Here is a 23088-nt window from a genome sequence, read left to right on the forward strand (position 1 = left end):
CATCCCCCGATACAGGAGACTTACCGATGCAAGCGAAGCTTTCCGTAGTTGCCCTTTCCGTTGCTGCTGCCTTTGCACTCTCCGCCTGTGGCGAAAAGGAAGCGCCGCCGGCGCCTGTCGCCGCACCTGCTGCGCCCGCCGCCAAGCCGGAAGTCGTCGTCAAGCTCGGCCATGTCGCGCCGATGACCGGTCCGCAGGCTCACCTGGGCAAGGATAACGAGAGCGGCGCCATTCTCGCCGTCGAGGAACTGAATTCGCAGGGTCTCGAAATCGGCGGCGCCAAGGTCAAGTTCGAACTGGTTTCCGAAGATGACCAGGCCGATCCGAAGCAGGGCACCATCGTTGCCCAGAAGCTGGTCGATGCCAAGGTCAATGGCATCATCGGTCACCTGAATTCGGGCACCACGATCCCGGCTTCCAAGCTGTATTTCGATGCCGGCATGCCGCAGGTTTCGCCGTCGGCGACCAATCCGAAGTACACGCAGCAGGGCTTCAACACCGCGTTCCGCGTCATGGCCAACGACATCCAGCAGGGTAAGGTGCTCGGTGAGTTCGCCGTCAAGCAGGGCGCCAAGACCGTCGCCATCATCGATGACCGCACGGCTTACGGCCAGGGTCTCGCCGACGAATTCCGCAAGGCTGCTGAAGCTGCCGGCCTGAAGGTCGTCGCCAACGAATATACCAACGACAAGGCGACCGACTTCAAGGCCATCCTGACCAAGATCAAGTCGAAGAAGGCCGATCTCGTCTTCTTTGGCGGCATGGATGCCCAGGGCGGCCCGCTGGTCAAGCAGATGAAGGATCTCGGCATCAAGGCCAAGTTCCTCGGCGGCGACGGTGTGTGTACGCCGGAGTTCATGAAACTGGGTGGCCCGGCTGCTGATGGCCAGTACTGCTCGCTGCCGGGCATGCCGCTCGAACAGCTGGCCAAGGGACCGGAGTTCAAGAGCAAGTTCACGACCAAGTTCGGTTATGAAATCCAGCTCTACGCCCCGAACGTCTACGATGCCGTGATGGTCATCGCCGATTCCATGAAGCGTGCCGACTCCATCGAGCCGGCCAAGTACCTGCCGGAAATCGGCAAGACCAACATGGAAGGTGTCAGCGGCAAGATCGAATTCGACGAATTCGGCGACCTGAAGGGCGGCGCGATTTCCGTCTATCAGTACCAGGGCGGCACGCTGACCTACGTCGAGACGCTGGGTGGCGCGCCGGCCCCGGCCGCCGAGGCAGCGGCAGCACCGGCAGCCGATGCGGCAGCAGCTCCGGCTGCAGCGGTCGAAGAGAAGAAGTAAGCAGCCAGTCTGCTCAGAGAAACGGCACCGCAAGGTGCCGTTTCCATATCTTGCGGTCAACGGATTCAAAATGGATATTTTCCTGCAGCAGATCATCAACGGCCTGGTCCAGGGCAGCATCTACGCGCTTGTCGCGCTGGGCTACACCATGGTCTACGGCATCATGGGGCTGATCAATTTCGCACATGGCGAAGTGGTGATGATCGGTGCCCTGGTCAGCATTACCGTCACCAGTACCCTGGCTGCCGCCGGCATGCCGATCGGACTGGCCGGCCTGTTCGGGCTGGTGGCTGCGATACTGGTGTGCATGGCGCTTGGCTGGAGCCTGGAGCGCATTGCCTACCGGCCCCTGCGCGGTTCGCCACGACTGACGCCGCTGATCACCGCGATCGGCATGTCGATCGTGCTGCAGAACCTGGCGATGATCATCTGGGGACGCAACTACCTGACCTTCCCGCCCTTGCTGCCGAAAGTCAATTTCGAAGTAGCGGGCGCTCACTTCACGCTGGTTCAAGTGGCCATCGTGCTGCTGTCGGCCGCGATGATGAGTGGTCTGGTCTTCCTCGTCTATCGCACCAAGCTTGGCATGGCGATGCGCGCGACGGCGCAGAATCCGGCCGTGGCCAGCCTGATGGGGGTCAATATCAACCGCGTCATCGCCGCCGCCTTCGTTGTCGGCTCGGCACTGGCCGCGGTCGCCGGCGTGATGGTCGGCAGCTATTACGAAATCGCCCACTACCAGATGGGCTTCATGCTCGGCCTGAAGGCCTTCACCGCCGCCGTCCTCGGCGGTATCGGCAATCTTGCCGGGGCGATGGCCGGCGGCGTGCTGCTCGGCGTCATCGAGGCGCTGGGCGCCGGTTACATCGGCGATCTGACCGGTGGTTTCCTCGGCAGTCACTATCAGGACATCTTTGCCTTCGTCGTGCTGATCGGCGTGCTGATGTTCAAACCTTCCGGACTGTTCGGCGAGAAGACGGGAGACCGCGCATGAAGAACTGGCTCAATCCCAAATCGATGACCGGCATCGCGCTGATTGCCATCGCCCTGATCGTGCTGCCGCACGTGGTCGGCATGGGCGGCCAGGCCTGGGTGCGCATCCTCAATTTCGCCATCCTCTATGTTTTCCTGGCGCTCGGCCTGAACATCGTCGTCGGCTTTGCCGGCCTGCTCGATCTCGGCTACATCGCGTTCTACGCGGTCGGCGCCTATACCTGGGCGCTGCTGGCGAGTCCTCACTTCGGCCTGCATTTCCCGCTCTGGGCGATCCTGCCGATCGGCGCGCTGATGGCCTGCGTCTTTGGTGTGCTGCTCGGTTCGCCAACGCTCAAGCTGCGCGGCGATTACCTGGCCATCGTCACGCTCGGCTTCGGCGAAATCATCCGCATCTTCCTGAACAACCTGAATTCGCCAGTGAACATCACCAATGGCCCGCAGGGAATCACCCTGATCGATCCGGTCAAGATCGGCGATTTCAGTTTTTCCGGGACGACGCAGATTTTCGGCTTTGCGCTCAGTGGACCGCAGAAATACTATTACCTGCTGGTGGCGCTGGCGATCCTCGTCATCATCATCAACGTGCGCCTGCAGCATTCGCGGATCGGGCGCGCCTGGCAGGCCATCCGCGAGGACGAGATCGCCGCCAAGGCGGTCGGCATCAACACCCGCAACATCAAGTTGCTGGCTTTCGCCATGGGGGCTTCGTTCGGCGGTATCGCCGGCGGCATCTTCTCAGCGATGCAGGGTTTCGTCTCGCCGGAGAGTTTCTCGCTGATCGAATCCATCATGGTACTGGCGATGGTCGTGCTCGGCGGCATGGGTCATATCCCCGGCGTCATCCTCGGTGCCGTGTTGCTGACTTTCCTGCCCGAAGTGCTGCGTTACGCGGTGGGGCCAGTGCAGATGGCCCTGTTCGGCAAGATCCTGATCGATCCGGAAAGTCTGCGCATGCTGATCTTCGGCCTGGCACTGGTGCTGGTGATGCGCTTCAAGCCGGCCGGTCTGTGGCCGTCGCCGGAGCGCAGCCGGGAACTGAGTGACAAGCCGGTGGAGGCCGTCAAATGAGCGACATCCTTCTCGAAGCGAAAGCGGTGGCCAAGCACTTCGGTGGGGTCAAGGCATTGCAGGATGTTTCGCTGGCCATCCGGCGCGGCGAGATTTACGGCCTGATCGGACCGAACGGTGCCGGCAAGACGACTTTCTTCAACTGCATGACCGGGCTGTACATTCCCGACGGCGGCGGCTTTGTTTTCGACGGCCAGCCGCTCAAGGCCGACGCGCCTGACCGCGCCGCCGAGCGCGGCATTGCCCGGACTTTCCAGAACATCCGGCTGTTCGGCAACATGACGGCGCTGGAAAACGTCATGGTCGGCCGTCATGTGCGGACCAAGGCCGGCGTCTTTGGCGCGATGCTGATGAACGCAGCGACGCGTGCGGAAGAGGCGGCGATCCGCCAGCGGGCCATCGACCTGCTGCATTACGTCGATATCGCCGACCGTGCCGACGACCTGGCCAAGAACCTGTCCTACGGCGACCAGCGGCGGCTGGAAATCGCCCGGGCGCTGGCCACCGAACCGAAACTGCTGTGCCTCGACGAACCGGCGGCAGGCATGAACGCCACCGAAACCGAGGAACTGCGCGTGCTCATCGAAGGCATCCGCAAGGACGGCACGACGGTGCTGCTGATCGAGCACGACGTCAAACTGGTCATGGGCCTGTGCGACCGCGTCGCGGTGCTTGACTACGGGGCGCTGGTCATCGAGGATGTACCGGCGGTGGTACAGAAAGATCAACGTGTCATTGAGGCTTACCTAGGTGCTTGAAGTAACCGGACTCCACGTCGCCTATGGCGGCATCCAGGCGGTGCGCAGCATCACCTTCCATGTCAACGAAGGCGAGACGGTGGCGCTGATCGGCGCCAACGGCGCCGGCAAGACGACGACGCTGAAGGCGATTTCGCGGGTGGTCAACGCGGTCGGTGGCGATGTGCATTTCTGCGGCGAGAAAATCATCGGCGTCGCGCCGCACGAGATCATCCGTAAAGGCATCGCGCTGGTGCCGGAAGGGCGCGGCGTCTTCCCGCGCCTGTCGGTGCTCGAGAACCTGCGCATGGGCGCCTTTGTCCGCGACGACAAGGCCGGGATCGCGGCCGACATCGACCGCATGTACGCCTATTTCCCGCGGCTGAAGGAACGTGCCGACCAGTTGGCCGGCACGTTGTCAGGCGGTGAGCAGCAGATGCTGGCAATCGGCCGGGCGCTGATGAGCCGGCCGAAGATGTTGCTGCTCGACGAGCCGTCGATGGGTCTGGCGCCGATCATGGTGCAGAAGATCTTCGAGGTCATCCGCAACGTGGCTGCGGCCGGCATGACCATCCTGCTGATCGAGCAGAATGCCAAGCTGGCGCTGGAAAGCAGCCAGCGTGCCTACGTCATGGAAAGCGGTGAAATCACCCTGAATGGCGAATCGGCGGCATTGCTGCACGATCCCAAGGTCAAGGCGGCCTATCTGGGCGAATAAATCGGTATTCCCCTAAGGCAAGCAGGTGCTTGTTACCTTCGGGCAACAAAGCATGCCGGACGGCTGAAAAATGGGATTTGGCGGTTGCCTGTAACAATGTGACGGGACAGAATTCGCCCCGGCATTCAAAATCCCTTTTCATCAGATGCAATCACGTTGCCGCCCGGCCCGATTCTCATGACGCACGCCCTTGCCTACGAGCGCATTACCGCCCTCTATGCGATAACGGCCGATCACCAGTCGGCCATGGACGAAAAGTTCAGCGCCCTGCTTGATCTCGGGCGTCAGACTTTCGAGCTGGATTTTGCCAGCATTGCGCACATTGCCGATGATACGTACGAAGTCCTTGCTGTCTCGCCGGACAACGGCCTGCTGATGCCCGGTACCTGCCTGCCGCTGCGCCGGACTTACTGCAGCCGCACCATTGCCTCACCCGAGCCGGTCGGTTTCGACCGGGCCACCGGGTCCGACTGGGAAAGCCACCCCTGTTTTCGCGAATTCCGTCTTGAAGCCTACCTCGGTGCGCGCATCCTGGTCGACGACGTGCCCTGGGGGACGCTGAGTTTTTCCAGCCGGGAACGCGTGGATCATCCGCATCCGGAAGAGGATTTTCTGTTCATCAAGCTGATGGCCCAATGGATTGGTCATGAACTTGAGCAGGGAATCCATGACGACAAGGTGGCCAGGCTCAACGAGGCGCAGAAAATGCTCGAAATCCAGGCAGCGCTGGCCCGGGCCAACGAGATCAGCCAGAGCATCGTGCATGCCATCGGTGAAGGCGTGGTCGGCGTCGAGGACGTGGCGCCGCATCGCATCCGTTTTCTCAATCCGGCGGCACAGGAATTGTTCGGCGTCAGGGAGGGCGAGGTCATTGACCAGCCGCTGGCCGCCATCATCCGGCGTTTTCCCGATGCGCCAGGGCAGACCGAGTGCCTGCTCAGCCGGCTGGTGCATGGCCAGACCTTCGAATGCATGATTTCAACGCCGGGTCGGGAAATGCCGTTCCCGGCGCAATTCGTGTCGTCGCACACGCTCGACGAGAGCGGCTTGATCGTGCTTACCGTGCAGGATGTCACCAGCCGCTGGGAGGCCGAGGAACAACTGCGCCTGGCCGAGCAGGTGTTCGAATACAGCCCGGAAGCCATTCTGGTGACCGATGGCGACGGCACCATCCTGCGCGTCAATCCTGCCTTCACGCTGATTACCGGCTATCCGCCGGAAGATGCGATTGGCCGCAATCCGCGCATTCTCCGTTCCGACCGCCATGATGAGGCCTTCTACCGGGAAATGTGGCGCAGCCTGGCCGACGAGGACCACTGGCACGGCGAGATCTGGGACCGGCGCAAGAATGGCGAAACCTATCCGAAGTGGCTGTGCATCAACGCGGTACGCCTGGCGCAGGGAAATACCCGCTATGTCGCCCTGTTTGCGGATATTTCGGAGCGCAAGGCGCACGAAGAGCGGATCGATTACCTGGCGCGCCACGATGCGCTGACCGGGCTGGCCAATCGCCGGCTGCTCGAAGACCGTTTCGCCAAATTGCTGGCGGCAGCCCGTCGCAGCGACGAAGGGGTGGCGCTGATGCTGATCGATCTGGATCGCTTCAAGCAGGTCAATGACAGCCTCGGCCACCAGGTCGGTGACCAGTTGCTGGTCGAGGTGGCGCGCCGCCTGAATGTCAGCGTTCGCGCCGGCGATACGGTTGCCCGTCTCGGCGGTGACGAATTCGTGGTCCTGCTGGCTGGTATCGAGAGTCATCGGGATGTCGTGCCGGTTGCCGAAAAGATCCAGGCGGCACTGGTGCAGGCAGTGCATACACCCATGCATCTGCTGCATACCTCGCCGAGTATTGGTGTCAGCCTGTTTCCCGGGGATGGCGGCGATCTGGACAGTCTGCTGCAGGCGGCGGACATTGCCATGTATCAGGTCAAGGCAGCCGGCAGGAATGCCTGGATGTTCTTCGAATCGCGCATGAACGACGAAGTGCGCATTCGTCACCGCCTGGAAACGGATCTGCGACTGGCGCTGGAACGCGGTGAGTTCCAGTTGCATTACCAGCCGCAGTTCGATGTCGACGGCGACGAAGTGATCGCCTGGGAAGCGCTGTTGCGTTGGCAACACCCGCTGCATGGCTGGATCGAGCCTGCTGATTTCATTCCGGTGGCCGAGGATATCGGCTTGATCCTGCCGCTCGGCGAATGGGTGCTGGAGGCAGCCTGCCGGGAAGCCGTGAAGTGGACTGACCAGCGATATGGCAATGAACGTGTGGCAGTCAATGTTTCTGCCCGTCAACTGGAGCAGGGGGATCTGGCTGGCATCGTCGCCCGGATTCTGCGTGAAACCGGACTGGCGCCGGGGCGACTGGAGCTTGAGCTGACCGAAAGCGCGCTGATGAGCAATACGCCACGGGTACAACAGACCCTGCGCGATCTGAAGGCACTTGGCGTGCATCTGACGCTGGACGATTTCGGTACCGGCTACTCCTCTCTCGCCTATCTGAGCACGTTCACCGTGGATCGGCTGAAAATAGACCGCTCGTTCATGCGCGATATTGAAAACAAGCCGAACAATGCGGCGATCATTCTCGCTGTCGTTGCCCTGGCCAAGGCGCTTGGCATGGAGGTCGTGGCCGAGGGGGTTGAAACCCTGCAGCAGCGGGCGTTTCTGGTCGGCAGCGGATGCCTGAAGGCGCAGGGCTTCCTGTATGCCAGACCCATGCCGGCCGGATCGGTGGCAGCATTCATGCCGGCCAGGCAATAACCCTACTCGCGAAATAGTTGGCCTTGCGACGCATTCTCATCTAGTGTTGAGCCGGATGCGACGCGTTTCAACAAGCGCCGGGACACCCCAGGCAAGGGAGATGGACCGATGAAAAAGAAAAGCAATGGTCAGTATTTGGAAAGCAGCCGGCGCGGCGAGATTCTTGTCGCAGCAGCCGAGCTGTTCCGGGCGAAGGGTTACGAGGCAACCACCATTCGCGACATCACCACGGCGGTCGGCATTGCCTCGGGCTCGACCTTTTGCCATTTTCGCAGCAAGCGGGAGATTCTTGACGCGGTTGCCATCGAGGGCATGCGCCATGTGCTTTCGGGGGCCGAGGCCGTCGTCAGGCGCAGTCTGGCGCCGGAAGAGTGCCTGCGGGTGCTGATGCGCCAGCACATCGGATTCCTCCACGACCCGCCGGCCCGGGATTTCGTGACGGTGCTGCTGTACGAATCGCGGGCACTGTCTGTCGCAGCGCAAAAGGAAGTCAGGTTGCTGATGACGCGCTACGAGGAAATCTGGAAAGCCTGCCTGCAAGGTCTGGCGACGGTTCCGGTCGGGCCGGTCCGCGAATCGCTGCTGCATCGTCTGCTGTTCGGTGCGCTGAACTGGAGTGTGCACTGGTATTCGCCCGGTGACGATCCGCCGCCCGAGGTGCTGGCCGAAGAACTGGCCGGGCTGGTCCTGCCGGCCATGCGGGTCAGTGCCGAATGAGCTTCAGCGGCCGCTCAGCAACTTGATGCCGAAACCGATCAGGACCATCCCGGCGAGCTTTTCCAGCAGCTTGCCGATGCCCGGATTGGCGCGCATCCGCCGGCTCAGCGTGCGGGCCAGGAAAATCGCCGTCAGGCAGTAGAGCAGGGTCAGGCCGGCAATGCTTGCGGCCATGAAGGCAAAGGTCGCCAGCCCGCGGTGCTGCACCGGGTCCACGAACAGTGGAAAGAAGGCCATGTAGAAAATGATCGCTTTCGGATTGAGCAGCGTGATCATCATCGCCTGACGCAGATAATGGTAGGGCTTGATGTCGAGGATCGGCGTGGCGCCGGGCCTGGTCAGCAGCATCCGGGTGCCGAGCCAGGCCAGATAGGCGGCGCCGCCCCACTGGATGGCGGTGAATACGGCCGGATGGGCGGCCAGGGCTGCAGCAACGCCGGCAACCGCCAGCCACATCAGGACCTGATCGCCGAGGATGACGCCAAAGGTCGCCGCCAGTCCGCCACGAACGCCGCCCTTGGTGGTCGAGGTCAGCAGCGCCAGGTTGCCCGGCCCCGGAATGGCCAGGAAAACCAGCACGGCAACGACGAAGGCGGGGTAGTCGGCAACGCCGAACATGCTCAGGTGGCCGAGAAGGTGAAGGCGTCGGCGAAGAATTCCTCTTCCGGCAGAGCGCATTGCGCGACGAAATCCTTGCGCGCAATGTCGATCATCACCGGCGAACCGCAGGCGTAAACCTGGTAGCCCGACAGGTCGGGGAAGTCGCTGACCACCGCCTGGTGCACGAAGCCGGTGCGCCCGGTCCATTGGTCATCCGCCGCCGGCTCGGAGAGCACGGGAACATAGTGGATATTGGCGTGGCTGGCAGCCCAGTGCTCGGGCAGTGCATTCTGGTAAAGATCGACGCGGGTCTTGGCGCCCCAGTAGATATGCATGGGGTGTGGATAGCCGTCGGCGATGGCTTGCTCGACAATCGACTTGATCGGTGCGAAACCGGTGCCGCCGGCGAGCAGGATGACGGGTTTGGCGGCGTCGTTGTGCAGGTGGAAACCACCGTGCGGGCCGCTGAAACGGACGATGTCCTTGACCTTCATCGTCGTGAATACCTGCTCGGTAAAGAAACCGCCGGGCACGTGGCGGATGTGCAATTGCAGCAGGTTGTCTTCGCCGGGGGCGTTGGCCAGCGAAAAGCTGCGCTTGCGCCCTTCCTTGAGCAGGATGTCGATGTACTGGCCGGCAAGGAACTGCAGGTGTTCGCTGGCCGGCAGGCGCAGGTGCATGTCGATGACGTCGGGGGCCAGCTTGTCCAGCTTCTCGATGCGTGCCGGCAGCGTTTTTACCGGGATGTCGTGCGCTGAGCGTAATTGCTTGCATTCGATGACCAGATCGGCGGTTGGCTTGGCGCAGCAGTAGAGCGCCAGGCCGGCGGCCTTGTCGGCATCGGAAAGCTGCGCCTTGCCGTGGTCGACGCTGCCTTCGAGAACCTGCCCCTTGCAGGCCCCGCAGGCCCCGTCCTTGCAGCCGTAGGGCATGCTCAGGCCTTGGCGCAGCGCGGCGTCGAGCAGGGATTCATCGGCTTCGGCCGCGAACTGGCGGCCGCTCGGCTGGACTGTCACTTGGTAGCGCATCGGTTCCCCTTGGTCGTCGGCTACAATGCCGACGTGCAAAAAATCCTGATTGTCGGCAGCGGGGACGTCGCCCGCCGCATCCTTACCCAACTTGCCCCGCATTATCGCGTCTACGCCCTGCTGCGCGACATTTCACGCAGCAACGCCTGGCGTCTGGCCGGGGCGATCCCGGTGCCGGGTGATCTCGACAACCCGGACAGCCTGAAACGTCTTGGCGGGCTGGCCGACATCGTCCTGCATCTGGCACCGCCGCCGACCAGCGGCGAGACCGATCCGCGTACCCGGCATCTGCTGGCGGCACTGGGCAAGGCGAAAAGTCTACCACGGCGCCTGGTTTACGTAAGCACGACAGGGGTTTACGGCGATTGTGCCGGTGCCGTCATCGATGAAACGCAGCGCCTGAACCCGGATAACCTGCGTGCCGTACGCCGGGTCGATGCCGAAAACTGCCTGCGCGCATGGGGGCGGCGCTCGGGCGTCGATGTCTGCATCCTGCGCGCGCCGGGTATTTACGCCGCCGACCGGCTGCCGCTGGAGCGCCTGGAAAAAGGCCTGCCGGCGCTGGTCGACCGCGAGGACGTGTTCACCAATCACATCCACGCCGAAGATCTTGCCGCCGCCTGCATCGCCGCCTTGCGGCGCGGTGCCTGCAATCGTGCCTACAATGCGGTCGACGACAGCGACTTGAAGATGGGCGAATATTTCGACAAGGTGGCCGATGCCTTCGCGCTGCCGCGCCCGCCGCGCCTGGCAAAGACGCAACTTGCGGCAGTCGTGTCGCCGGTACAGATGTCGTTCATGCGCGAATCGCGGCGGATCGGCAATCGTCGTTTGAAACAGGAATTAAAACTGAGCCTCGCCTATCCGACGGTGGACGTCGGAATTGCCGAGGCCGTCTCAAGGAGAAACGCATGCTCGTTCTGAAGACCCTGCATATCTGGATGGTCATTTCCTGGTTCGCCGGCCTGTTCTACCTGCCGCGCATCTACGTCAACCTGGCGATGGTGCCGGCTGACAGCATCGCCGAGCGCGAACGGCTGCTGCTGATGTCGGGCAAGCTGTACAAGTTCATGACCCCGCTCGGCATTCTGGCGGTGGCCACCGGCCTGTGGCTGTGGTTCGCCTACGGTTTCCAGGGTGGCTGGCTGCACGCCAAGACTACGCTGGTCGCGGTGCTGGCGATCTATCACGTTTATTGCGGTCAACTGCTGAAAAACTTCAAGAACGGGCGCAATACCAAGTCGCACGTGTGGTTCCGCTTTTTCAACGAAGTCCCGGTGATCGTCCTGCTGGTCGTTCTTTTCCTCGTCGTCCTGAAGCCTTTCTGACATGAACAAATATTTCGCCATTTGCCCGCGCGGGCTCGAAGAACTGCTGCTCGAAGAGTTGCGCGCCATCGGCGCCGAAGAGTTGCGGTCGACCCACGGCGGCGTGCATTTTTCCGGCGACTGGTCGGTCTGTTACCGCGCCAACCTGGAATCCCGGCTGGCCACCCGCATCCTGCTGCACATCGTCACCGGGCCGTACGCCAAGGAAGACGACATCTACCGCCTGGCCGTGCGCCAGTTGTGGCCCAACCATTTCGCCGTGTCGCGGACGATGCGCGTGGTGACGACGGCGATCAAATGCCCGCTGAAGTCGCTCGATTTCGTCACGCTACGCGTCAAGGATGCTGTCTGCGACCGTTTCCGCGAGGACCTCGGCGAGCGCCCGAATATCGAGACGCGCAACCCGGATGTCAGCGTCCATGTCTTCCTGACCGAGAATACCTGCACGCTGTACCTCGATACTTCCGGCCAGCCGCTGTGGCAACGCGGTTTCCGCAAGGCCAGCGTGGATGCGCCGCTGAAGGAGAATCTCGCTGCCGGCATCCTCAAGCTGAGCGGCTGGCAGCCGGGCATGCCGCTGATCGACCCGATGTGCGGCAGCGGCACCTTCCTGCTCGAAGCCGTGCAGATGGCGCTCGACCGCGCGCCCGGGCTGGATCGTGGTTTCGCCTTCGAACTGCTGAAGAAGTTCGAAGCTCTGGAATGGGCACGCATCCGCGCCGCTGCCGAAGCCCGCGTCAAGCCGGCCGAGCGCATGGACATCCGTGGCTGGGACAACGACGACCGCGCCGTGCGCGCGACCCGGCGCAACCTGCAGGAAGCCGGTTTCGGCAATATTGTTACGGTCGACCAGGGCGATATCCTGGAAATCGCGCCGCTCAACGAAACCGGCATCCTCGTCACCAATCCGCCGTACGGCGAACGCATTGGCGAAGCGGACGATCTGGCCGCTTTCTACCCGCAACTGGGGACGGCGCTGAAGCGGCACTGGGCTGGCTGGAACTGTTTCTTCTTCACCGCCGATCTGCGCTTGCCCAAGCTGGTCGGTTTGAAGCCGAGCCGCAAGACACCGCTGTTCAACGGGCCGCTCGAATGCCGGCTGTTCGAGATCCGCATGGTGAGCGGGAGTAACCGCAAGGTCTGAATGCTGCACTGCGCCATGGAAGGTGTTTGATTCCGTGCGGAATTCCGCAGACAATGCTGGGCGACTTTTGTCGTTTCCAATAAAAAAGCTCAGGAGAACAGCATGTCCGTCCAATCCCTTTACCAGTCCAAACGCATGTCGGCCGCCGACGCCATCCAGGTGCTCAAGGATGGTGACACCATCGTCGTCCCGACCGGCGTCGGCGAACCGCCCAGCCTGCTGACGGCCCTCTCGGACGCGCGCCGCAATTACCGCGACATCAAGGTGTCGCAGATCCTGCCGCTGCGCAAGTACGGTTACATCGACCCGGAAACCACCGAACATGTCCGCCACAGCGCCTATTTCTTCGGTGGCGCGACCCGTCCGGGCGGCCAGGAGGGCTGGATCGACTTCGTGCCGGCCTACTTCTCCGAACTGCCGATGCTTATCAAGCGCGGCCTGACGCCGTCGGAAGTGGTGTTCTCGATGGCCTCGCCGATGGACGAACATGGTTTCTTCTCGCTGTCGCTGGCGCCGGACTACACCATGGCCGCCATCGAAAAGGCGCGCGCGGTGGTGCTCGAAGTCAATCCGAACGTGCCGTTCGCCAACGGCGATTGCCACATCCATATTTCTCAGGTGGCGGCTCTGACCGAAAGCAGCGATCCGCTGCTCGAAGTCGGCCTGCCCAAGATTGGTCCGGTCCAGGAAGCCATCGGCAGCTATGTCGCCGAAATGATCCCCGATGGTGCGACGCTGCAGATCGGCTACGGCGGCATTCCCGACGCCGTGGTCATGCAGCTGACCAACAAGCACGACCTCGGCATCCATACCGAAATGGTCGGTGACGGCATCATGACGCTGGTCGAAGCCGGCGTTGTGAACAACCTGAAGAAGAACTACCACCGCGGCAAGATGCTGGCGACCTTCGCGCTGGGCTCGAAGAAGCTGTACGACTTCATGCACCGCAATCCGGCGCTGGAAATGCACCCGGTCGACTTCACCAACGATCCGTATCTGGCTGGGCAAAACGACAACCTGCATTGCATCAATGCGACGATGCAGATCGATTTCATGGGCCAGTGCGGCTCCGAAAGCCTCGGCGCGAAGCCGTATTCCGGCACCGGTGGTCAGGCCGACTTCGTCCGTGCGGCCAACCGCTCCAACGGTGGCAAGGCCTTCATCGTGCTGCCGTCGACGGCCAAGGATGACACCATCTCGCGCATCGTACCGACGCTGACGCCGGGGACGCATGTGTCGACCAGCAAGAACGACATCAACTACGTCGTCACCGAGCACGGTGTTGCCCAGTTGCGCGGCAAGAGCGCCAAGCAGCGGTGTGAAGCACTGATTGCCATCGCTCACCCCGCTTTCCGTGCAGAATTGCGTGAAACCGCGAAGAAGATGAACCTGTTGTGAGGAACTGATGCACCTGCCTAAACGCTTTTCCGACCAGGAACTTGAGCAGATCGTAGAAGAAGCGACGATCTACATGTGTGCCTGTCCGGGGCAGGTGGCGGTGCAGTTGCGCGCTCTGCGTGAACTGCACCGTTATCAGGGCAATTGCGAGATCGAGCCTAGCAACGATATCGAGGTGCATCGGACGATCGCCGAAGCTGCGGTGCGCGCGCACGCGCTGATGGAAGACTGCATGGAGCGGGTGCTCGCGATCGAAGGCTGGGACCGGAGTACGCTGAAAATGCCGGAAGGTTTGCGGCGCAAGCGTAATGAAATGATCGAGCGCGACGTTTACTGAGCCGGCGGCTTACAAACTGTAGCAATTTCCCGCTGCTGTTCCGGTTGTCCTTGGACTATGCTTGATCCACAAGCACGGGGACGCACATGAAACTCGCCAGGATTTTTCCGGTATTGCTCTGCCTGTGCATTCTGGCCGGCCAGAATGCATGGGCGCACGCGCCACGGGCCCGGGTTGGCGTCTTCTTCGGCCCGGTCTGGTCGCCGTTCTGGTACCCGTCGCCCTGGCCCTACTATCCGCCGCCGATCGTTGTCGCGCCTGCGCCACCGCCGCCTCCGCCGGTGTATATCGAGCAGTCGTCGGGCAATGCGGAAGCGACCGGCGACTACTGGTATTTCTGTCACAGTGCCCGAGCCTATTACCCGGCGGTCACGACATGTCCCGAGGACTGGTTGCCCGTCCTGCCCGTGCCGGAAAAATGAAAGGTGTCAGTCATGCAACGCTTGCGAACGCCATGTGTCCTGCTGTCTTCCCTGTTGTTTCTCGGCGCCTGTACGGTCATTCCGACCGGGCCCAGCGTCATGGTCCTGCCCGGGACGGGGCAGAGTATTGAACGCTTCCGGGCCGACGAAGCATGGTGCAGGGATGATGCCATGCGTCAGATCGGTGGCAAAACGGCCGGTCAGGCGCAGCGGGAATCAGCCGTAACCAGTGCAGCGGTAGGGACGGCAGTCGGTGCGCTCGCTGGCGCCGCGATTGGTGGTGATGGCCGTGGTGCCGCAGTCGGTGCCGGTGTCGGCCTGCTGGCCGGCAGCGCCGCCGGCGGTGATGCCGGGCGGCGGTCAGGCGTGGGCACCCAGCAGCAGTACGACAACGCCTATATCCAGTGCATGTATGCCAAGGGCCACCGGGTGCCGGTGCCTGGCAACGTCAGCTATGCCAAACCGGTGAGGGCGGCGGAGGCGGGGATTCCTGTCCCGCCGGCCGGCAAACCGCCGGCTCCGCCACCCGGCGTGCGCTGACTCAGGCGACGCCGGCGCTGTGCGCCTGCTCGTCGGCCCAGTAGCTTGAACGGACCATCGGTGCGCAGGCGGCACCGGTGAACCCCATCTTCTTCGCTTCTTCCTCGTACATCTTGAAGATGTCGGGATGGACGTAGCGCGTTACCGGCAGGTGGTGGCCGGACGGCGCCAGGTATTGGCCGATGGTCAGCATCTCGACGTCGTGGGCGCGCAGGTCGCGCATGACTTCCAGAATTTCCTCGTCGGTTTCACCGAGGCCGACCATCAGGCCGGATTTGGTGGAAACCTTCGGGTAGCGGGCCTTGAACTGCTTCAGGAACTCGAGCGAGTGCTTGTAGTCCGCACCGGGGCGGGCCTGCTTGTACAGCCGCGGCACCGTCTCCATGTTGTGGTTGAGGACGTCGGGCAGGGCGCCACCGAGGACGTCGAGGGCGACGTCCATGCGGCCGCGGAAGTCGGGCACCAGGGTTTCGATGGTGGTCGTCGGTGACAGGGCGCGCGTGTTGCTGATGACGTCGACAAAGTGCTGGGCACCGCCGTCGCGCAGATCGTCACGGTCGACACTGGTGATGACGACATAACGCAGCTTCAGTGCGGCGACCGATTCGGCCAGTTCGCGCGGTTCGTCCGGGTTGGGCGGCAGGGGTACCCCATGACCGACGTCGCAGAACGGGCAGCGGCGGGTGCAGATGTCGCCGAGGATCATGAAGGTGGCGGTGCCGCGGCCGAAGCATTCACCGATATTCGGGCAGGTCGCTTCTTCGCAGACGGTGTGCAGCTTCTTTTCGCGCAGCATGGTCTTGATCTCGCCGAAGCGGCCGGCGCTGTTGCCGGCCTTGACGCGGATCCAATCCGGTTTGCGCAGCGGTTCGGCGACCGGCACGATCTTGATCGGGATGCGTGCGGTCTTCAGTTCGCCTTTTTGTTTGACGCCTTTTTGCTTGATTTCAGCCATTTTGTCGGTCCAGTTGCTGCAGCAGGTGCTGCGAGAGTTGCTCGCCGGCCTCGTCAGTGGTGAGCGGAATGTTCAGGTCGCGGGTCTGGGTCACTTGCAGACCCGGGTAGCCGCAGGGATTGATTGCGGCGAATGGCGTCATGTCCATGTCCACGTTCAATGACACGCCGTGGTAAGAGCAGCCGTTCCTGATGCGCAGGCCTAGCGCGGCGACCTTCGCGTCGGCGACGTAGACGCCGGGGGCACCGTCGCGGCGTTCGGCGGTCACGCCGTGTTCGGCAAGCAGGTCGATGACGGCCTGCTCGATGGCGGTGACCAGTTCACGCACCTTGATCTTCAGGCGCGACAGGTCGAGCAGCAGATAGATCAGCACCTGCCCAGGGCCGTGATAGGTGACCTGGCCGCCACGATCGATTTTGACGATGGGAATGCCGACGTCGCGCAGGATGTGCTCCGGCTTGCCGGCCTGGCCCAGCGTGTACACCGGCGGATGCTCGACGATCCACAACTCGTCCGGCGTTTCCGCTGTCCGGGTGGCGGTGAAATCCTGCATGGCCTGGAAGGTCGGTTCGTAAGCGACCCGCCCCAGGCGTTTGACGGTGATGTTCACGTTAAAGGACGACCTTCACCAGCGGATGGGCGGTCAGATCCGTGTACAGCGCATCGAGTTGCGGCTTTGAGGTGGCGACGACGGTACAGGTCAGGCTCAGGTAATTGCCGCCGGAACTGGCGCGCATTTCCATGCTGGCACCGTCGAAGTCGGGGGCGTGCCGGGTGACGATGGTCAGCACGACCTGGGCGAGTTCATCGTGCGCCTTGCCCATGATCTTCAGGGGAAAGTCGCAGGGAAATTCGAGGAGGGTGTCCTTGTACGAAGCCATGTCAGCCTTTGCGCATTACCGTGTTCTTGAAATCCTGGTACCACTGCCACATCCGTTCGCCCACGGGGCCCGGGCGCCCGCTGCCGACGGGTTGTCCGTCGAGCGTCGTGATCGCCAGCACTTCCTTGGTCGATGAGGTCATCCAGACCTCATCGGCGGCGCGAAGTTCAGTTTCTGCAATTTCGCGGATTTCCAGTGGTTGACCGCGAGATTCTGCGAGTTCGAGGATGACGTCGTAGGTGATGCCGGGCAGCATCAATTGCGTCTTCGGTGGTGCCAGCAATACGCCATCCTTGACGACGAAGATGTTCGACGCGGCGCCTTCCTTCAGCAGGCCATCGCGGATCAGCAGCGCCTCGGCGCAGCCTGCCTCGACCGCCTGCTGGCGGGCCAGTACATTGGCCAGCAGGGAGATCACCTTGAGGTCGCAACGTCCCCAGCGCAGATCGGGGACCGTGATCGCCGCAACGCCAGTTGCCCGGGTCTCGGCTGGCGTCGTCACCAGCGGCGAAGCGAAGGCGAAGGCGGTCGGCGCGACTGGAGGCGACGGAAAGGCGTGGTCGCGCTTGTTGTCGGCGCCGCGTGTGACCTGCAGGTAGATCGACTGGTCGTCCCACGGGGCGGCATTGATCAGCTTGAAAATCACCGTTTTCCAGTCGTCGACCGCAAGCGGGTTGGTCATGTGAATGCCGGCCAGCGTCGCCTGCAGGCGCTGCAGGTGTTCATCGATGCGGAAGGCCTGGCGCGAATAGACCGGAATGACTTCGTAGACGCCGTCGCCGTACAGGAAACCCCGGTCGAGTGGCGAGATGCCGGCATCGGCCAGCGGCAGATACTGACCGTTCAGGTAAACGGGGTCGGCGACGTATGGGGTCATGAGATCAGTTGAACCAGAGTTTGACGGAGTCGATGGCTCTACCGAATATGCCGGCGACCGGCACATTTTCAAGCGCCGGAACGGGATATTCGCCGTAGGCCTTGCCATCGACGGAAATCTTCAAGGTCGCTACGGTCTGCCCTGCCTGTACCGGTGCCATCAGCGGTTGCTGGGAAACCAGCTGGGCTTGCAGCTTGTTCGCCTGGCCCTTGGGGACGGCGAGAATGAAGTCGTTCGGGAAGCCGGCCTTGATCCGGTTCTGCGCACCCTTCCAGACACGCAGCGAAGAGATTGCCTGGTCCTTCCGGTAGAGCACGACCGCATCGTAGGACAGGAAACCCCAGTTGAGCAGCTTGAGCGATTCGCTGGTGCGTGCGGCATCCGAGCCGGTGCCGAGAACGACCGACAGCAGACGGCGCTGGTCGCGCATGGCCGAGGAAATGAGGCAATAGCCGGCGGCGTCGGTATGACCGGTCTTCAGGCCGTCGACCGAAGGATCGCTCCAGAGCAGGCGGTTGCGGTTGGGCTGGGTGATTTCGGCGTAGCGGAATTCCTTCATCGAGTAATACTGCTTGTACTCTTCCGGGAATTCCTTGATCAGCGCTGTGGCGAGCTTTGCCAGGTCGCGGGCGGTGGTGTAATGCTCCGGGTCCGGCATGCCGGTTGAGTTGCGGAAATTGGTGCTGGTCATGCCCAGGCGTCTGGCTTCGCGGTTCATCATCTGGGCGAAGTTTTCCTCGCTGCCGGCGATGGCTTCGGCCAGCACGATACAGGCATCGTTGCCCGACTGAACGATCATGCCCTTGATCAGGTCTTCGACAGCGACCTGCGTATTGACCCGGACGAACATCTTGGAGCCACCCATGCGCCAGGCTTTTTCGGAAACAGGCAGCGACTGGTTGATGGCCAGGGTTTTCTGGCGGATCGCCGAGAAGGTCAGGTAGGCGGTCATCAGCTTGGTCAGCGAGGCCGGCTCCAGGCGTTGGTCGGCCTTCTCTTCGGACAGGACCTGACCTGAGCCCATTTCTATCAGCAGCCAGGATTTGGCTGCCAGGACTGGCGGAACCGGGCGGCTTTGTGCGAGGACGTTGACGGAAAGCAGCAGCGAAAAAACGAGAAACAGGTACTTGCGAAACAACATTTTATGGAGACTCTGCAGGGCGGGGGGGAGAGCCATTATAACGCCGTCGTTGCGGCGACTTGCGGGGCGCTGGCGCAAAGGACCTCGATTGCCGGATGACGGATGCGTCGTTCATTGGAAATTGCATAGATGTGTTCGCTGACGCCATCCAGTTCGCCGACCTGGCGCGCGTCGTATTCGCTGGCCAGTTGACTGGCCAGTGCCAGCGGTGCCGGGAAAATGCCCAGGCCGCCCCGGCCGAACGTGGTGAGTAAAGCGCTGTCTTCGAATTCGCCGACAATGCGGGGGTGGAGTTGCTGTTCCTCCAGCCAGCGGTCGATCCGGCCGCGCAAGGCGTTGTGCCGGGTTGGCAGGAGCATCGGGGCATTGTTCAGGCTGGCTGGAAAATCCTGGCTGTATCGTTCGGCCAAGGCGGGTGCCGCGAACAGGGCGGTGGGGAACTCACCGAGACGGCTGCTGAATACCTTGAGATTGCCCCCGATCGGCGCGGCACGGTCGGTCAGTACGACATCCAGGCGATGCAGCGCCAGTTCGGCGAGCAGGTTTTCAAACTCGCCCTCGTCGCAGATCAATCGCACGTCACCCGGCATTGCGGTGACCAGGCTGAGCAGGCGGTAGGCCAGCAGTTTCGGGATGCCGTCGGAAATGCCTGCGCGCAGGCGCAAGGTGGTTTCGCTGTCGCTGTGCAGCAGCGCATCTTCAAGTTGTTCACCGAGCTGGAATATCTGGTCAGCGTAGCCCAGCGCCTTGCGTCCGGCGTCGCTCAGGACCAGTCCGCGCCCCTGGCTGTTGAACAGCGCCTTGCCGAGTTGCCGCTCGAGCAGGCTCAGCTGGCCGCTGATGGTCTGTACGGCAACCCCAAGCCGCTCGGCGGCACGGGTGATGCTGCCTTCCTTGGCGACGACCCAGAAATAATGAAGGTGTTTGTAGTTGATCATGTTCATTTCGTAAAAATCGGATGACAGCTCAATTTTGCTCCGTTTTTTTGATCATTTCCATTGTTGTATCATTGCCCCGTTTCAATCACCTACGGAGTTCAACATGAAACGCGTCGTGCTATTCCTGATGACCAATCTGGCGGTCATGCTCGTACTCAGCGTGGTGACCAGCCTGCTTGGCGTCAATCGTTTCCTGACGGCCAACGGCCTCAATCTCGGCATGCTGCTGGCGTTCGCCGCGGTGATCGGCTTTGGTGGTTCCTTCATTTCCCTGCTGATGTCGAAGACCATGGCCAAGTGGAGCACCGGTGCCCGGGTCATCGAACATCCTTCGTCGTCAACCGAAGTCTGGCTGGTCGATACCGTTGGCAAGCTGGCCAAGCGGGCCAACCTGCCGATGCCCGAGGTTGCCATCTACGACGGCGAGCCGAATGCCTTCGCCACCGGCGCCAGCAAGAACAGTTCGCTGGTCGCGGTATCGACCGGGCTGCTGCAGAGCATGACCCGGGAAGAGGCCGAGGCGGTTCTGGCGCATGAAGTGGCGCATATTGCCAATGGCGACATGGTGACGCTGACGCTGATCCAGGGCGTGGTCAATACTTTCGTCATCTTCATCTCGCGCGTCGTTGGTTACCTGGTCGACTCCTTCCTGCGCCGCAATGATTCGGAAAGCAGTGGCCCGGGGATTGCCTACATGGTGACCAGCATGATCTGCGAAGTCGTTTTCGGCATTCTCGCCAGCACCATCGTCGCCTGGTTCTCGCGGCAGCGTGAATTCCGTGCCGATGCCGGTGCGGCCAGCCTGATGGGTTCGCCGACGCCGATGCAGAATGCGCTGCGCCGACTCGGCAACCTGCACACCGAGCCGCTGCCACAGAACATGGCGGCATCCGGCATCGCCGGCGGCAAGGGCGGTTTCATGGCCTTGTTCGCCACGCACCCGCCGCTGGAAGAGCGCATCGCCGCCTTGTCCGGGCGTTGATTTCGCAGCAGTCAGCAAAAAGGGAGGCCGCGGCCTCCCTTTTTTGTGAGTGAAAATTGGTGTTTTTCAGCAGTCGACCGCACGCAGGGCTTGCTCGATCAGGTCGAGCTGATGGACGATGTCCTGTGCGGCCTGATCCTGTGCGGCTTCGCTGGCGTCGCTCAACTGCAGGACGAAATTCTGCACCTGGCGGGCCAGGTGGTAGATGCCCCACATCTCGATCTGCTCGGCGTGCTGGATCAGTTCGCTGCTTTCCAGTTCAAGCGCATAGACGTCGATCGGCAGCACGTCGAGCGCTTCATGCATGCGGGCGAGGCGTTCGTCGGCATCCTGGACGAACAGGCGGTCGAGCACGTCCGAGCGTTCGCCGGGTTTGGCCGATGGCCGCATGGCGCTGGCCAGGCGTTCCGAGAAATGGCGGGCGCGGCCGGCGAGCTTCGGATTTTCCAGTCCGCCCTCGTCGAGCAGGGCTTCGGTGGTTGCGGTCAGTGCGGCAATCAGGCGGTTGCCGGGCGCGCGTTGCTCCAGGTGATCGGCAACACTGGCCAGGGTTTCGCCCAGATGCAGGCAGTCGGCATCGCCGGCTTCGATGGCGATGCCGAGAAGCGAGAAAACGGCCGGGCGGATGGCTGTCGGGTCGCTGCCCGCATGGGTCGTCCAGTGCTCGGCAAGCGTCCGGCAGGCATCCTGCCAGCGCTTGTTGAGTTCGGGAGAGAAGCGCAGGGGTTGCGACTTGCCGACCCAGGGCAGGATGGATGCCATGGCATCCAGTGTCGGGGCGAGGGCAGCCCGGGTTTCCGCAAGGTCCTTGTCGGGAATGTCTGCCATCGGCCGTGTCTCCTTATCCGGCGAGTTTTGCGAAGGCCTCCACGACTTCCGGCGGGGCCTGGACCAGTTCGACCAGCACGCCTTCGCCGCCGATCGGGAATTCCTCGTTGCCCTTCGGGTGCAGGAAGGTGATGTCGAACCCGGCAGCACCCTTGCGGATGCCGCCCGGAGCGAAGCGCACGCCGTTGGCTGACAGCCATTCTACCGCTTTCGGCAGGTCGTCGATCCACAGGCCGACGTGGTTCAGCGGCGTGGTGTGCACGGCCGGCTTCTTTTCCGGGTCGAGCGGCTGCATCAGATCAACCTCGACCTTGAACGGACCTTTGCCCATGGCGCAGATATCTTCGTCGACGTTTTCGCGTTCGGAAACAAAGGTGCTGCTGACTTCGAGGCCGAGCATGTCGACCCACAGCGTCCTGAGCTTTGCTTTGGAAGGGCCGCCGATGGCGATTTGCTGGATGCCGAGAACCTTGAAAGGACGTGTCATGGATGGATTCCTGTGGTGATCAAGTCGAGTAATCCATAATTATAGAGATTTCCGGCGGTAGGCCAAGACCAGCATGGCCACACCGGCGAGCACCATCGGCAACGACAGCCATTGCCCCATGCTGACCTGGTAGGACTGGCCGAAAATTCCGTGATCAGGTTCGCGGAAGAACTCGGTGATGAAGCGGAAGCTGCCGTAGCCGATCAGGAAAACACCGGACGTGGCACCCGTAGGGCGCGGTTTTGCGGTCCACAGCCAGAGAAGGGCAAAAAGCGCCAGGCCTTCGAGCGCAACATGGTAAAGCTGCGATGGATGGCGCGGGTCGAGGCTGCCGGATTGCGGAAAAACCATCGCCCAGGGCAGTGTCGGGTCGGCCAGGCGGCCCCACAGTTCGCCGTTGATGAAGTTGCCGACCCGTCCGGCGGCCAGGCCGAGCGGGACCAGCGGGGCGATGAAGTCGGTGATGGTCAACCAGCGCATCCGGCTTTTGCGCGCCCACAGGGCCATCGCGATCAGGACGCCGAGAAAGCCACCGTGAAAGCTCATGCCGCCTTTCCAGACGGCGGCAATTTCCAGCGGGTTGGCCAGGTAGTAGGCCGGTTCGTAGAACAGCACCTGGCCAAGCCGGCCGCCGATGATGACACCAAGCACGCCGTAGAACAGTAGGTCGTCGAGCTGTTCGGCATTCATCGGCGCCCGCCCGTTTCGGATGCGCAGGCGGCCGAGAGCGATGAACTGGACGAAGGCCACCAGATACATCAGTCCGTACCAGTGGATGGATACTGGTCCGAGTGAAATTGCAACGGGATCGAACTGCGGGTGGGTCAGCATAGTCAGAGTGATTCGGCTAGAATTGCCCGATTATAGATCGCGACCGTGACAACAGGATTCCGGCGCCAAATTCGACACGG

At 62.3% G+C, this 23088-nt stretch carries 26 protein-coding genes; 15 read left to right on the top strand and 11 right to left on the bottom strand.

Going from position 1 to position 23088, the window contains the following annotated elements:
* Positions 1-26 precede the first annotated feature (26 nt).
* The 7 genes from BJN45_RS02035 (at position 27) to BJN45_RS02065 (ending at position 8291) form a co-directional block, all read left to right on the top strand.
* Positions 27-1295 carry a branched-chain amino acid ABC transporter substrate-binding protein gene (locus BJN45_RS02035; RefSeq protein WP_076091556.1) on the top strand — a complete coding sequence of 423 codons (1269 nt, stop codon included), beginning with the start codon at positions 27-29 and terminating at the stop codon, positions 1293-1295.
* Positions 1296-1365: 70 nt separating this feature from the next.
* A complete protein-coding gene (locus BJN45_RS02040) occupies positions 1366-2289 on the top strand; it encodes a branched-chain amino acid ABC transporter permease (RefSeq protein WP_076091558.1) in 924 nt (307 codons plus the stop codon).
* Complete coding sequence (locus BJN45_RS02045; protein WP_076091560.1) at positions 2286-3359, top strand: ABC transporter permease subunit; 1074 nt, start codon at positions 2286-2288, stop codon at positions 3357-3359. Before BJN45_RS02040 ends, BJN45_RS02045 begins: the two co-directional genes overlap by 4 nt.
* On the top strand, positions 3356-4117 hold the full coding sequence (locus BJN45_RS02050; protein WP_076091562.1) for an ABC transporter ATP-binding protein: 762 nt from the start codon (positions 3356-3358) through the stop codon (positions 4115-4117). The genes BJN45_RS02045 and BJN45_RS02050 overlap by 4 nt, the downstream gene beginning before the upstream one ends.
* Positions 4110-4814 (top strand): ABC transporter ATP-binding protein, encoded by a 705-nt coding sequence (locus BJN45_RS02055; protein WP_076091563.1) that lies wholly within the window; start codon positions 4110-4112, stop codon positions 4812-4814. Before BJN45_RS02050 ends, BJN45_RS02055 begins: the two co-directional genes overlap by 8 nt.
* A 177-nt stretch (positions 4815-4991) precedes the next feature.
* A complete protein-coding gene (locus tag BJN45_RS02060) occupies positions 4992-7574 on the top strand; it encodes a bifunctional diguanylate cyclase/phosphodiesterase (protein WP_076091565.1) in 2583 nt (860 codons plus the stop codon).
* 108 nt (positions 7575-7682) lie between these two features.
* A complete protein-coding gene (locus tag BJN45_RS02065; protein ID WP_076091567.1) occupies positions 7683-8291 on the top strand; it encodes a TetR/AcrR family transcriptional regulator in 609 nt (202 codons plus the stop codon).
* 3 nt (positions 8292-8294) lie between these two features.
* Here the strand turns inward: BJN45_RS02065 and BJN45_RS02070 are convergent, their stop codons facing one another.
* Both BJN45_RS02070 and BJN45_RS02075 read right to left on the bottom strand, forming a co-directional pair.
* Entirely contained in the window at positions 8295-8909 is a 615-nt protein-coding gene (locus BJN45_RS02070; protein WP_076091569.1) for a LysE family translocator, read from the bottom strand.
* A gap of 2 nt (positions 8910-8911) precedes the next feature.
* The gene (locus BJN45_RS02075) at positions 8912-9919 is read right to left on the bottom strand and encodes a CDP-6-deoxy-delta-3,4-glucoseen reductase (protein WP_076091571.1); all 1008 of its coding nucleotides are present in this window, start codon (positions 9917-9919) and stop codon (positions 8912-8914) included.
* A gap of 33 nt (positions 9920-9952) precedes the next feature.
* Here BJN45_RS02075 and BJN45_RS02080 point away from each other — a divergent pair, with 33 nt between their 5' ends.
* From BJN45_RS02080 to BJN45_RS02110, 7 genes are all read left to right on the top strand, one after another.
* Positions 9953-10843: an SDR family oxidoreductase gene (locus tag BJN45_RS02080; protein ID WP_076092504.1), complete on the top strand. Its 891-nt coding sequence runs from the start codon at positions 9953-9955 to the stop codon at positions 10841-10843.
* On the top strand, positions 10831-11247 hold the full coding sequence (locus tag BJN45_RS02085) for a CopD family protein (protein ID WP_076091573.1): 417 nt from the start codon (positions 10831-10833) through the stop codon (positions 11245-11247). The genes BJN45_RS02080 and BJN45_RS02085 overlap by 13 nt, the downstream gene beginning before the upstream one ends.
* Position 11248: 1 nt before the next feature.
* Complete coding sequence (locus tag BJN45_RS02090) at positions 11249-12391, top strand: THUMP domain-containing class I SAM-dependent RNA methyltransferase (protein WP_076091575.1); 1143 nt, start codon at positions 11249-11251, stop codon at positions 12389-12391.
* A 102-nt stretch (positions 12392-12493) separates the two neighbouring features.
* Complete coding sequence (locus BJN45_RS02095) at positions 12494-13789, top strand: acetyl-CoA hydrolase/transferase family protein (protein WP_076091577.1); 1296 nt, start codon at positions 12494-12496, stop codon at positions 13787-13789.
* 7 nt (positions 13790-13796) lie between these two features.
* Complete coding sequence (locus tag BJN45_RS02100; protein WP_076091579.1) at positions 13797-14126, top strand: hypothetical protein; 330 nt, start codon at positions 13797-13799, stop codon at positions 14124-14126.
* Positions 14127-14212: 86 nt separating this feature from the next.
* Positions 14213-14548 carry a hypothetical protein gene (locus BJN45_RS02105; protein WP_076091581.1) on the top strand — a complete coding sequence of 112 codons (336 nt, stop codon included), beginning with the start codon at positions 14213-14215 and terminating at the stop codon, positions 14546-14548.
* A gap of 12 nt (positions 14549-14560) precedes the next feature.
* Positions 14561-15088 carry a YMGG-like glycine zipper-containing protein gene (locus BJN45_RS02110; RefSeq protein WP_076091583.1) on the top strand — a complete coding sequence of 176 codons (528 nt, stop codon included), beginning with the start codon at positions 14561-14563 and terminating at the stop codon, positions 15086-15088.
* 1 nt (position 15089) lies between these two features.
* Here the strand turns inward: BJN45_RS02110 and lipA are convergent, their stop codons facing one another.
* From lipA to BJN45_RS02140, 6 genes are read right to left on the bottom strand one after another with little or no spacing between them, the layout of a single operon-like run.
* Positions 15090-16043 (bottom strand): lipoyl synthase, encoded by a 954-nt coding sequence (gene lipA / locus BJN45_RS02115; RefSeq protein WP_076091585.1) that lies wholly within the window; start codon positions 16041-16043, stop codon positions 15090-15092.
* The gene (gene lipB, locus BJN45_RS02120) at positions 16036-16647 is read right to left on the bottom strand and encodes a lipoyl(octanoyl) transferase LipB (protein ID WP_430793410.1); all 612 of its coding nucleotides are present in this window, start codon (positions 16645-16647) and stop codon (positions 16036-16038) included. The genes lipA and lipB overlap by 8 nt, the downstream gene beginning before the upstream one ends.
* 7 nt (positions 16648-16654) lie before the next feature.
* Positions 16655-16924: an HP0495 family protein gene (locus BJN45_RS02125; RefSeq protein WP_066882903.1), complete on the bottom strand. Its 270-nt coding sequence runs from the start codon at positions 16922-16924 to the stop codon at positions 16655-16657.
* Between the two features lies 1 nt (position 16925).
* Positions 16926-17801 carry a D-amino acid aminotransferase gene (locus BJN45_RS02130; RefSeq protein ID WP_076091589.1) on the bottom strand — a complete coding sequence of 292 codons (876 nt, stop codon included), beginning with the start codon at positions 17799-17801 and terminating at the stop codon, positions 16926-16928.
* 4 nt (positions 17802-17805) lie between these two features.
* The gene (locus BJN45_RS02135) at positions 17806-18942 is read right to left on the bottom strand and encodes a D-alanyl-D-alanine carboxypeptidase family protein (protein WP_076091591.1); all 1137 of its coding nucleotides are present in this window, start codon (positions 18940-18942) and stop codon (positions 17806-17808) included.
* Positions 18943-18977: 35 nt separating this feature from the next.
* Positions 18978-19880 carry a LysR family transcriptional regulator gene (locus tag BJN45_RS02140; protein ID WP_346417536.1) on the bottom strand — a complete coding sequence of 301 codons (903 nt, stop codon included), beginning with the start codon at positions 19878-19880 and terminating at the stop codon, positions 18978-18980.
* 103 nt (positions 19881-19983) lie between these two features.
* Here BJN45_RS02140 and htpX point away from each other — a divergent pair, with 103 nt between their 5' ends.
* Positions 19984-20862 carry a protease HtpX gene (htpX, locus tag BJN45_RS02145; RefSeq protein ID WP_076091595.1) on the top strand — a complete coding sequence of 293 codons (879 nt, stop codon included), beginning with the start codon at positions 19984-19986 and terminating at the stop codon, positions 20860-20862.
* Positions 20863-20928: 66 nt separating this feature from the next.
* Here the strand turns inward: htpX and BJN45_RS02150 are convergent, their stop codons facing one another.
* From BJN45_RS02150 to lgt, 3 genes are read right to left on the bottom strand one after another with little or no spacing between them, the layout of a single operon-like run.
* The gene (locus BJN45_RS02150; RefSeq protein ID WP_076091597.1) at positions 20929-21690 is read right to left on the bottom strand and encodes a hypothetical protein; all 762 of its coding nucleotides are present in this window, start codon (positions 21688-21690) and stop codon (positions 20929-20931) included.
* A 13-nt stretch (positions 21691-21703) separates the two neighbouring features.
* Positions 21704-22177 (bottom strand): VOC family protein, encoded by a 474-nt coding sequence (locus tag BJN45_RS02155; RefSeq protein ID WP_076091599.1) that lies wholly within the window; start codon positions 22175-22177, stop codon positions 21704-21706.
* Positions 22178-22216: 39 nt separating this feature from the next.
* A complete protein-coding gene (lgt, locus tag BJN45_RS02160; RefSeq protein WP_076091601.1) occupies positions 22217-23008 on the bottom strand; it encodes a prolipoprotein diacylglyceryl transferase in 792 nt (263 codons plus the stop codon).
* Positions 23009-23088: the final 80 nt, after the last annotated feature.

It is taken from the genome of Azonexus hydrophilus, from assembly GCF_001956855.1.
Classification (GTDB): Bacteria; Pseudomonadota; Gammaproteobacteria; order Burkholderiales; family Rhodocyclaceae; genus Azonexus; species Azonexus hydrophilus_A.

What these genes read in the sequence shown, in the direction of transcription:
- BJN45_RS02035 (WP_076091556.1), top strand. Translation starts at nt 27, where the DNA reads ATGCAAGCGAAGCTTTCCGTAGTTGCCCTTTCCGTTGCTGCTGCCTTT.
- BJN45_RS02040 (WP_076091558.1), top strand. Translation starts at nt 1,366, where the DNA reads ATGGATATTTTCCTGCAGCAGATCATCAACGGCCTGGTCCAGGGCAGC.
- BJN45_RS02045 (WP_076091560.1), top strand. Translation starts at nt 2,286, where the DNA reads ATGAAGAACTGGCTCAATCCCAAATCGATGACCGGCATCGCGCTGATT.
- BJN45_RS02050 (WP_076091562.1), top strand. Translation starts at nt 3,356, where the DNA reads ATGAGCGACATCCTTCTCGAAGCGAAAGCGGTGGCCAAGCACTTCGGT.
- BJN45_RS02060 (WP_076091565.1), top strand. Translation starts at nt 4,992, where the DNA reads ATGACGCACGCCCTTGCCTACGAGCGCATTACCGCCCTCTATGCGATA.
- BJN45_RS02065 (WP_076091567.1), top strand. Translation starts at nt 7,683, where the DNA reads ATGAAAAAGAAAAGCAATGGTCAGTATTTGGAAAGCAGCCGGCGCGGC.
- BJN45_RS02070 (WP_076091569.1), bottom strand. Translation starts at nt 8,909, where the DNA reads ATGTTCGGCGTTGCCGACTACCCCGCCTTCGTCGTTGCCGTGCTGGTT.
- BJN45_RS02075 (WP_076091571.1), bottom strand. Translation starts at nt 9,919, where the DNA reads ATGCGCTACCAAGTGACAGTCCAGCCGAGCGGCCGCCAGTTCGCGGCC.
- BJN45_RS02085 (WP_076091573.1), top strand. Translation starts at nt 10,831, where the DNA reads ATGCTCGTTCTGAAGACCCTGCATATCTGGATGGTCATTTCCTGGTTC.
- BJN45_RS02090 (WP_076091575.1), top strand. Translation starts at nt 11,249, where the DNA reads ATGAACAAATATTTCGCCATTTGCCCGCGCGGGCTCGAAGAACTGCTG.
- BJN45_RS02095 (WP_076091577.1), top strand. Translation starts at nt 12,494, where the DNA reads ATGTCCGTCCAATCCCTTTACCAGTCCAAACGCATGTCGGCCGCCGAC.
- BJN45_RS02100 (WP_076091579.1), top strand. Translation starts at nt 13,797, where the DNA reads ATGCACCTGCCTAAACGCTTTTCCGACCAGGAACTTGAGCAGATCGTA.
- BJN45_RS02105 (WP_076091581.1), top strand. Translation starts at nt 14,213, where the DNA reads ATGAAACTCGCCAGGATTTTTCCGGTATTGCTCTGCCTGTGCATTCTG.
- BJN45_RS02110 (WP_076091583.1), top strand. Translation starts at nt 14,561, where the DNA reads ATGCAACGCTTGCGAACGCCATGTGTCCTGCTGTCTTCCCTGTTGTTT.
- lipA (WP_076091585.1), bottom strand. Translation starts at nt 16,043, where the DNA reads ATGGCTGAAATCAAGCAAAAAGGCGTCAAACAAAAAGGCGAACTGAAG.
- BJN45_RS02125 (WP_066882903.1), bottom strand. Translation starts at nt 16,924, where the DNA reads ATGGCTTCGTACAAGGACACCCTCCTCGAATTTCCCTGCGACTTTCCC.
- BJN45_RS02130 (WP_076091589.1), bottom strand. Translation starts at nt 17,801, where the DNA reads ATGACCCCATACGTCGCCGACCCCGTTTACCTGAACGGTCAGTATCTG.
- BJN45_RS02135 (WP_076091591.1), bottom strand. Translation starts at nt 18,942, where the DNA reads ATGTTGTTTCGCAAGTACCTGTTTCTCGTTTTTTCGCTGCTGCTTTCC.
- BJN45_RS02140 (WP_346417536.1), bottom strand. Translation starts at nt 19,880, where the DNA reads ATGATCAACTACAAACACCTTCATTATTTCTGGGTCGTCGCCAAGGAA.
- htpX (WP_076091595.1), top strand. Translation starts at nt 19,984, where the DNA reads ATGAAACGCGTCGTGCTATTCCTGATGACCAATCTGGCGGTCATGCTC.
- BJN45_RS02150 (WP_076091597.1), bottom strand. Translation starts at nt 21,690, where the DNA reads ATGGCAGACATTCCCGACAAGGACCTTGCGGAAACCCGGGCTGCCCTC.
- BJN45_RS02155 (WP_076091599.1), bottom strand. Translation starts at nt 22,177, where the DNA reads ATGACACGTCCTTTCAAGGTTCTCGGCATCCAGCAAATCGCCATCGGC.
- lgt (WP_076091601.1), bottom strand. Translation starts at nt 23,008, where the DNA reads ATGCTGACCCACCCGCAGTTCGATCCCGTTGCAATTTCACTCGGACCA.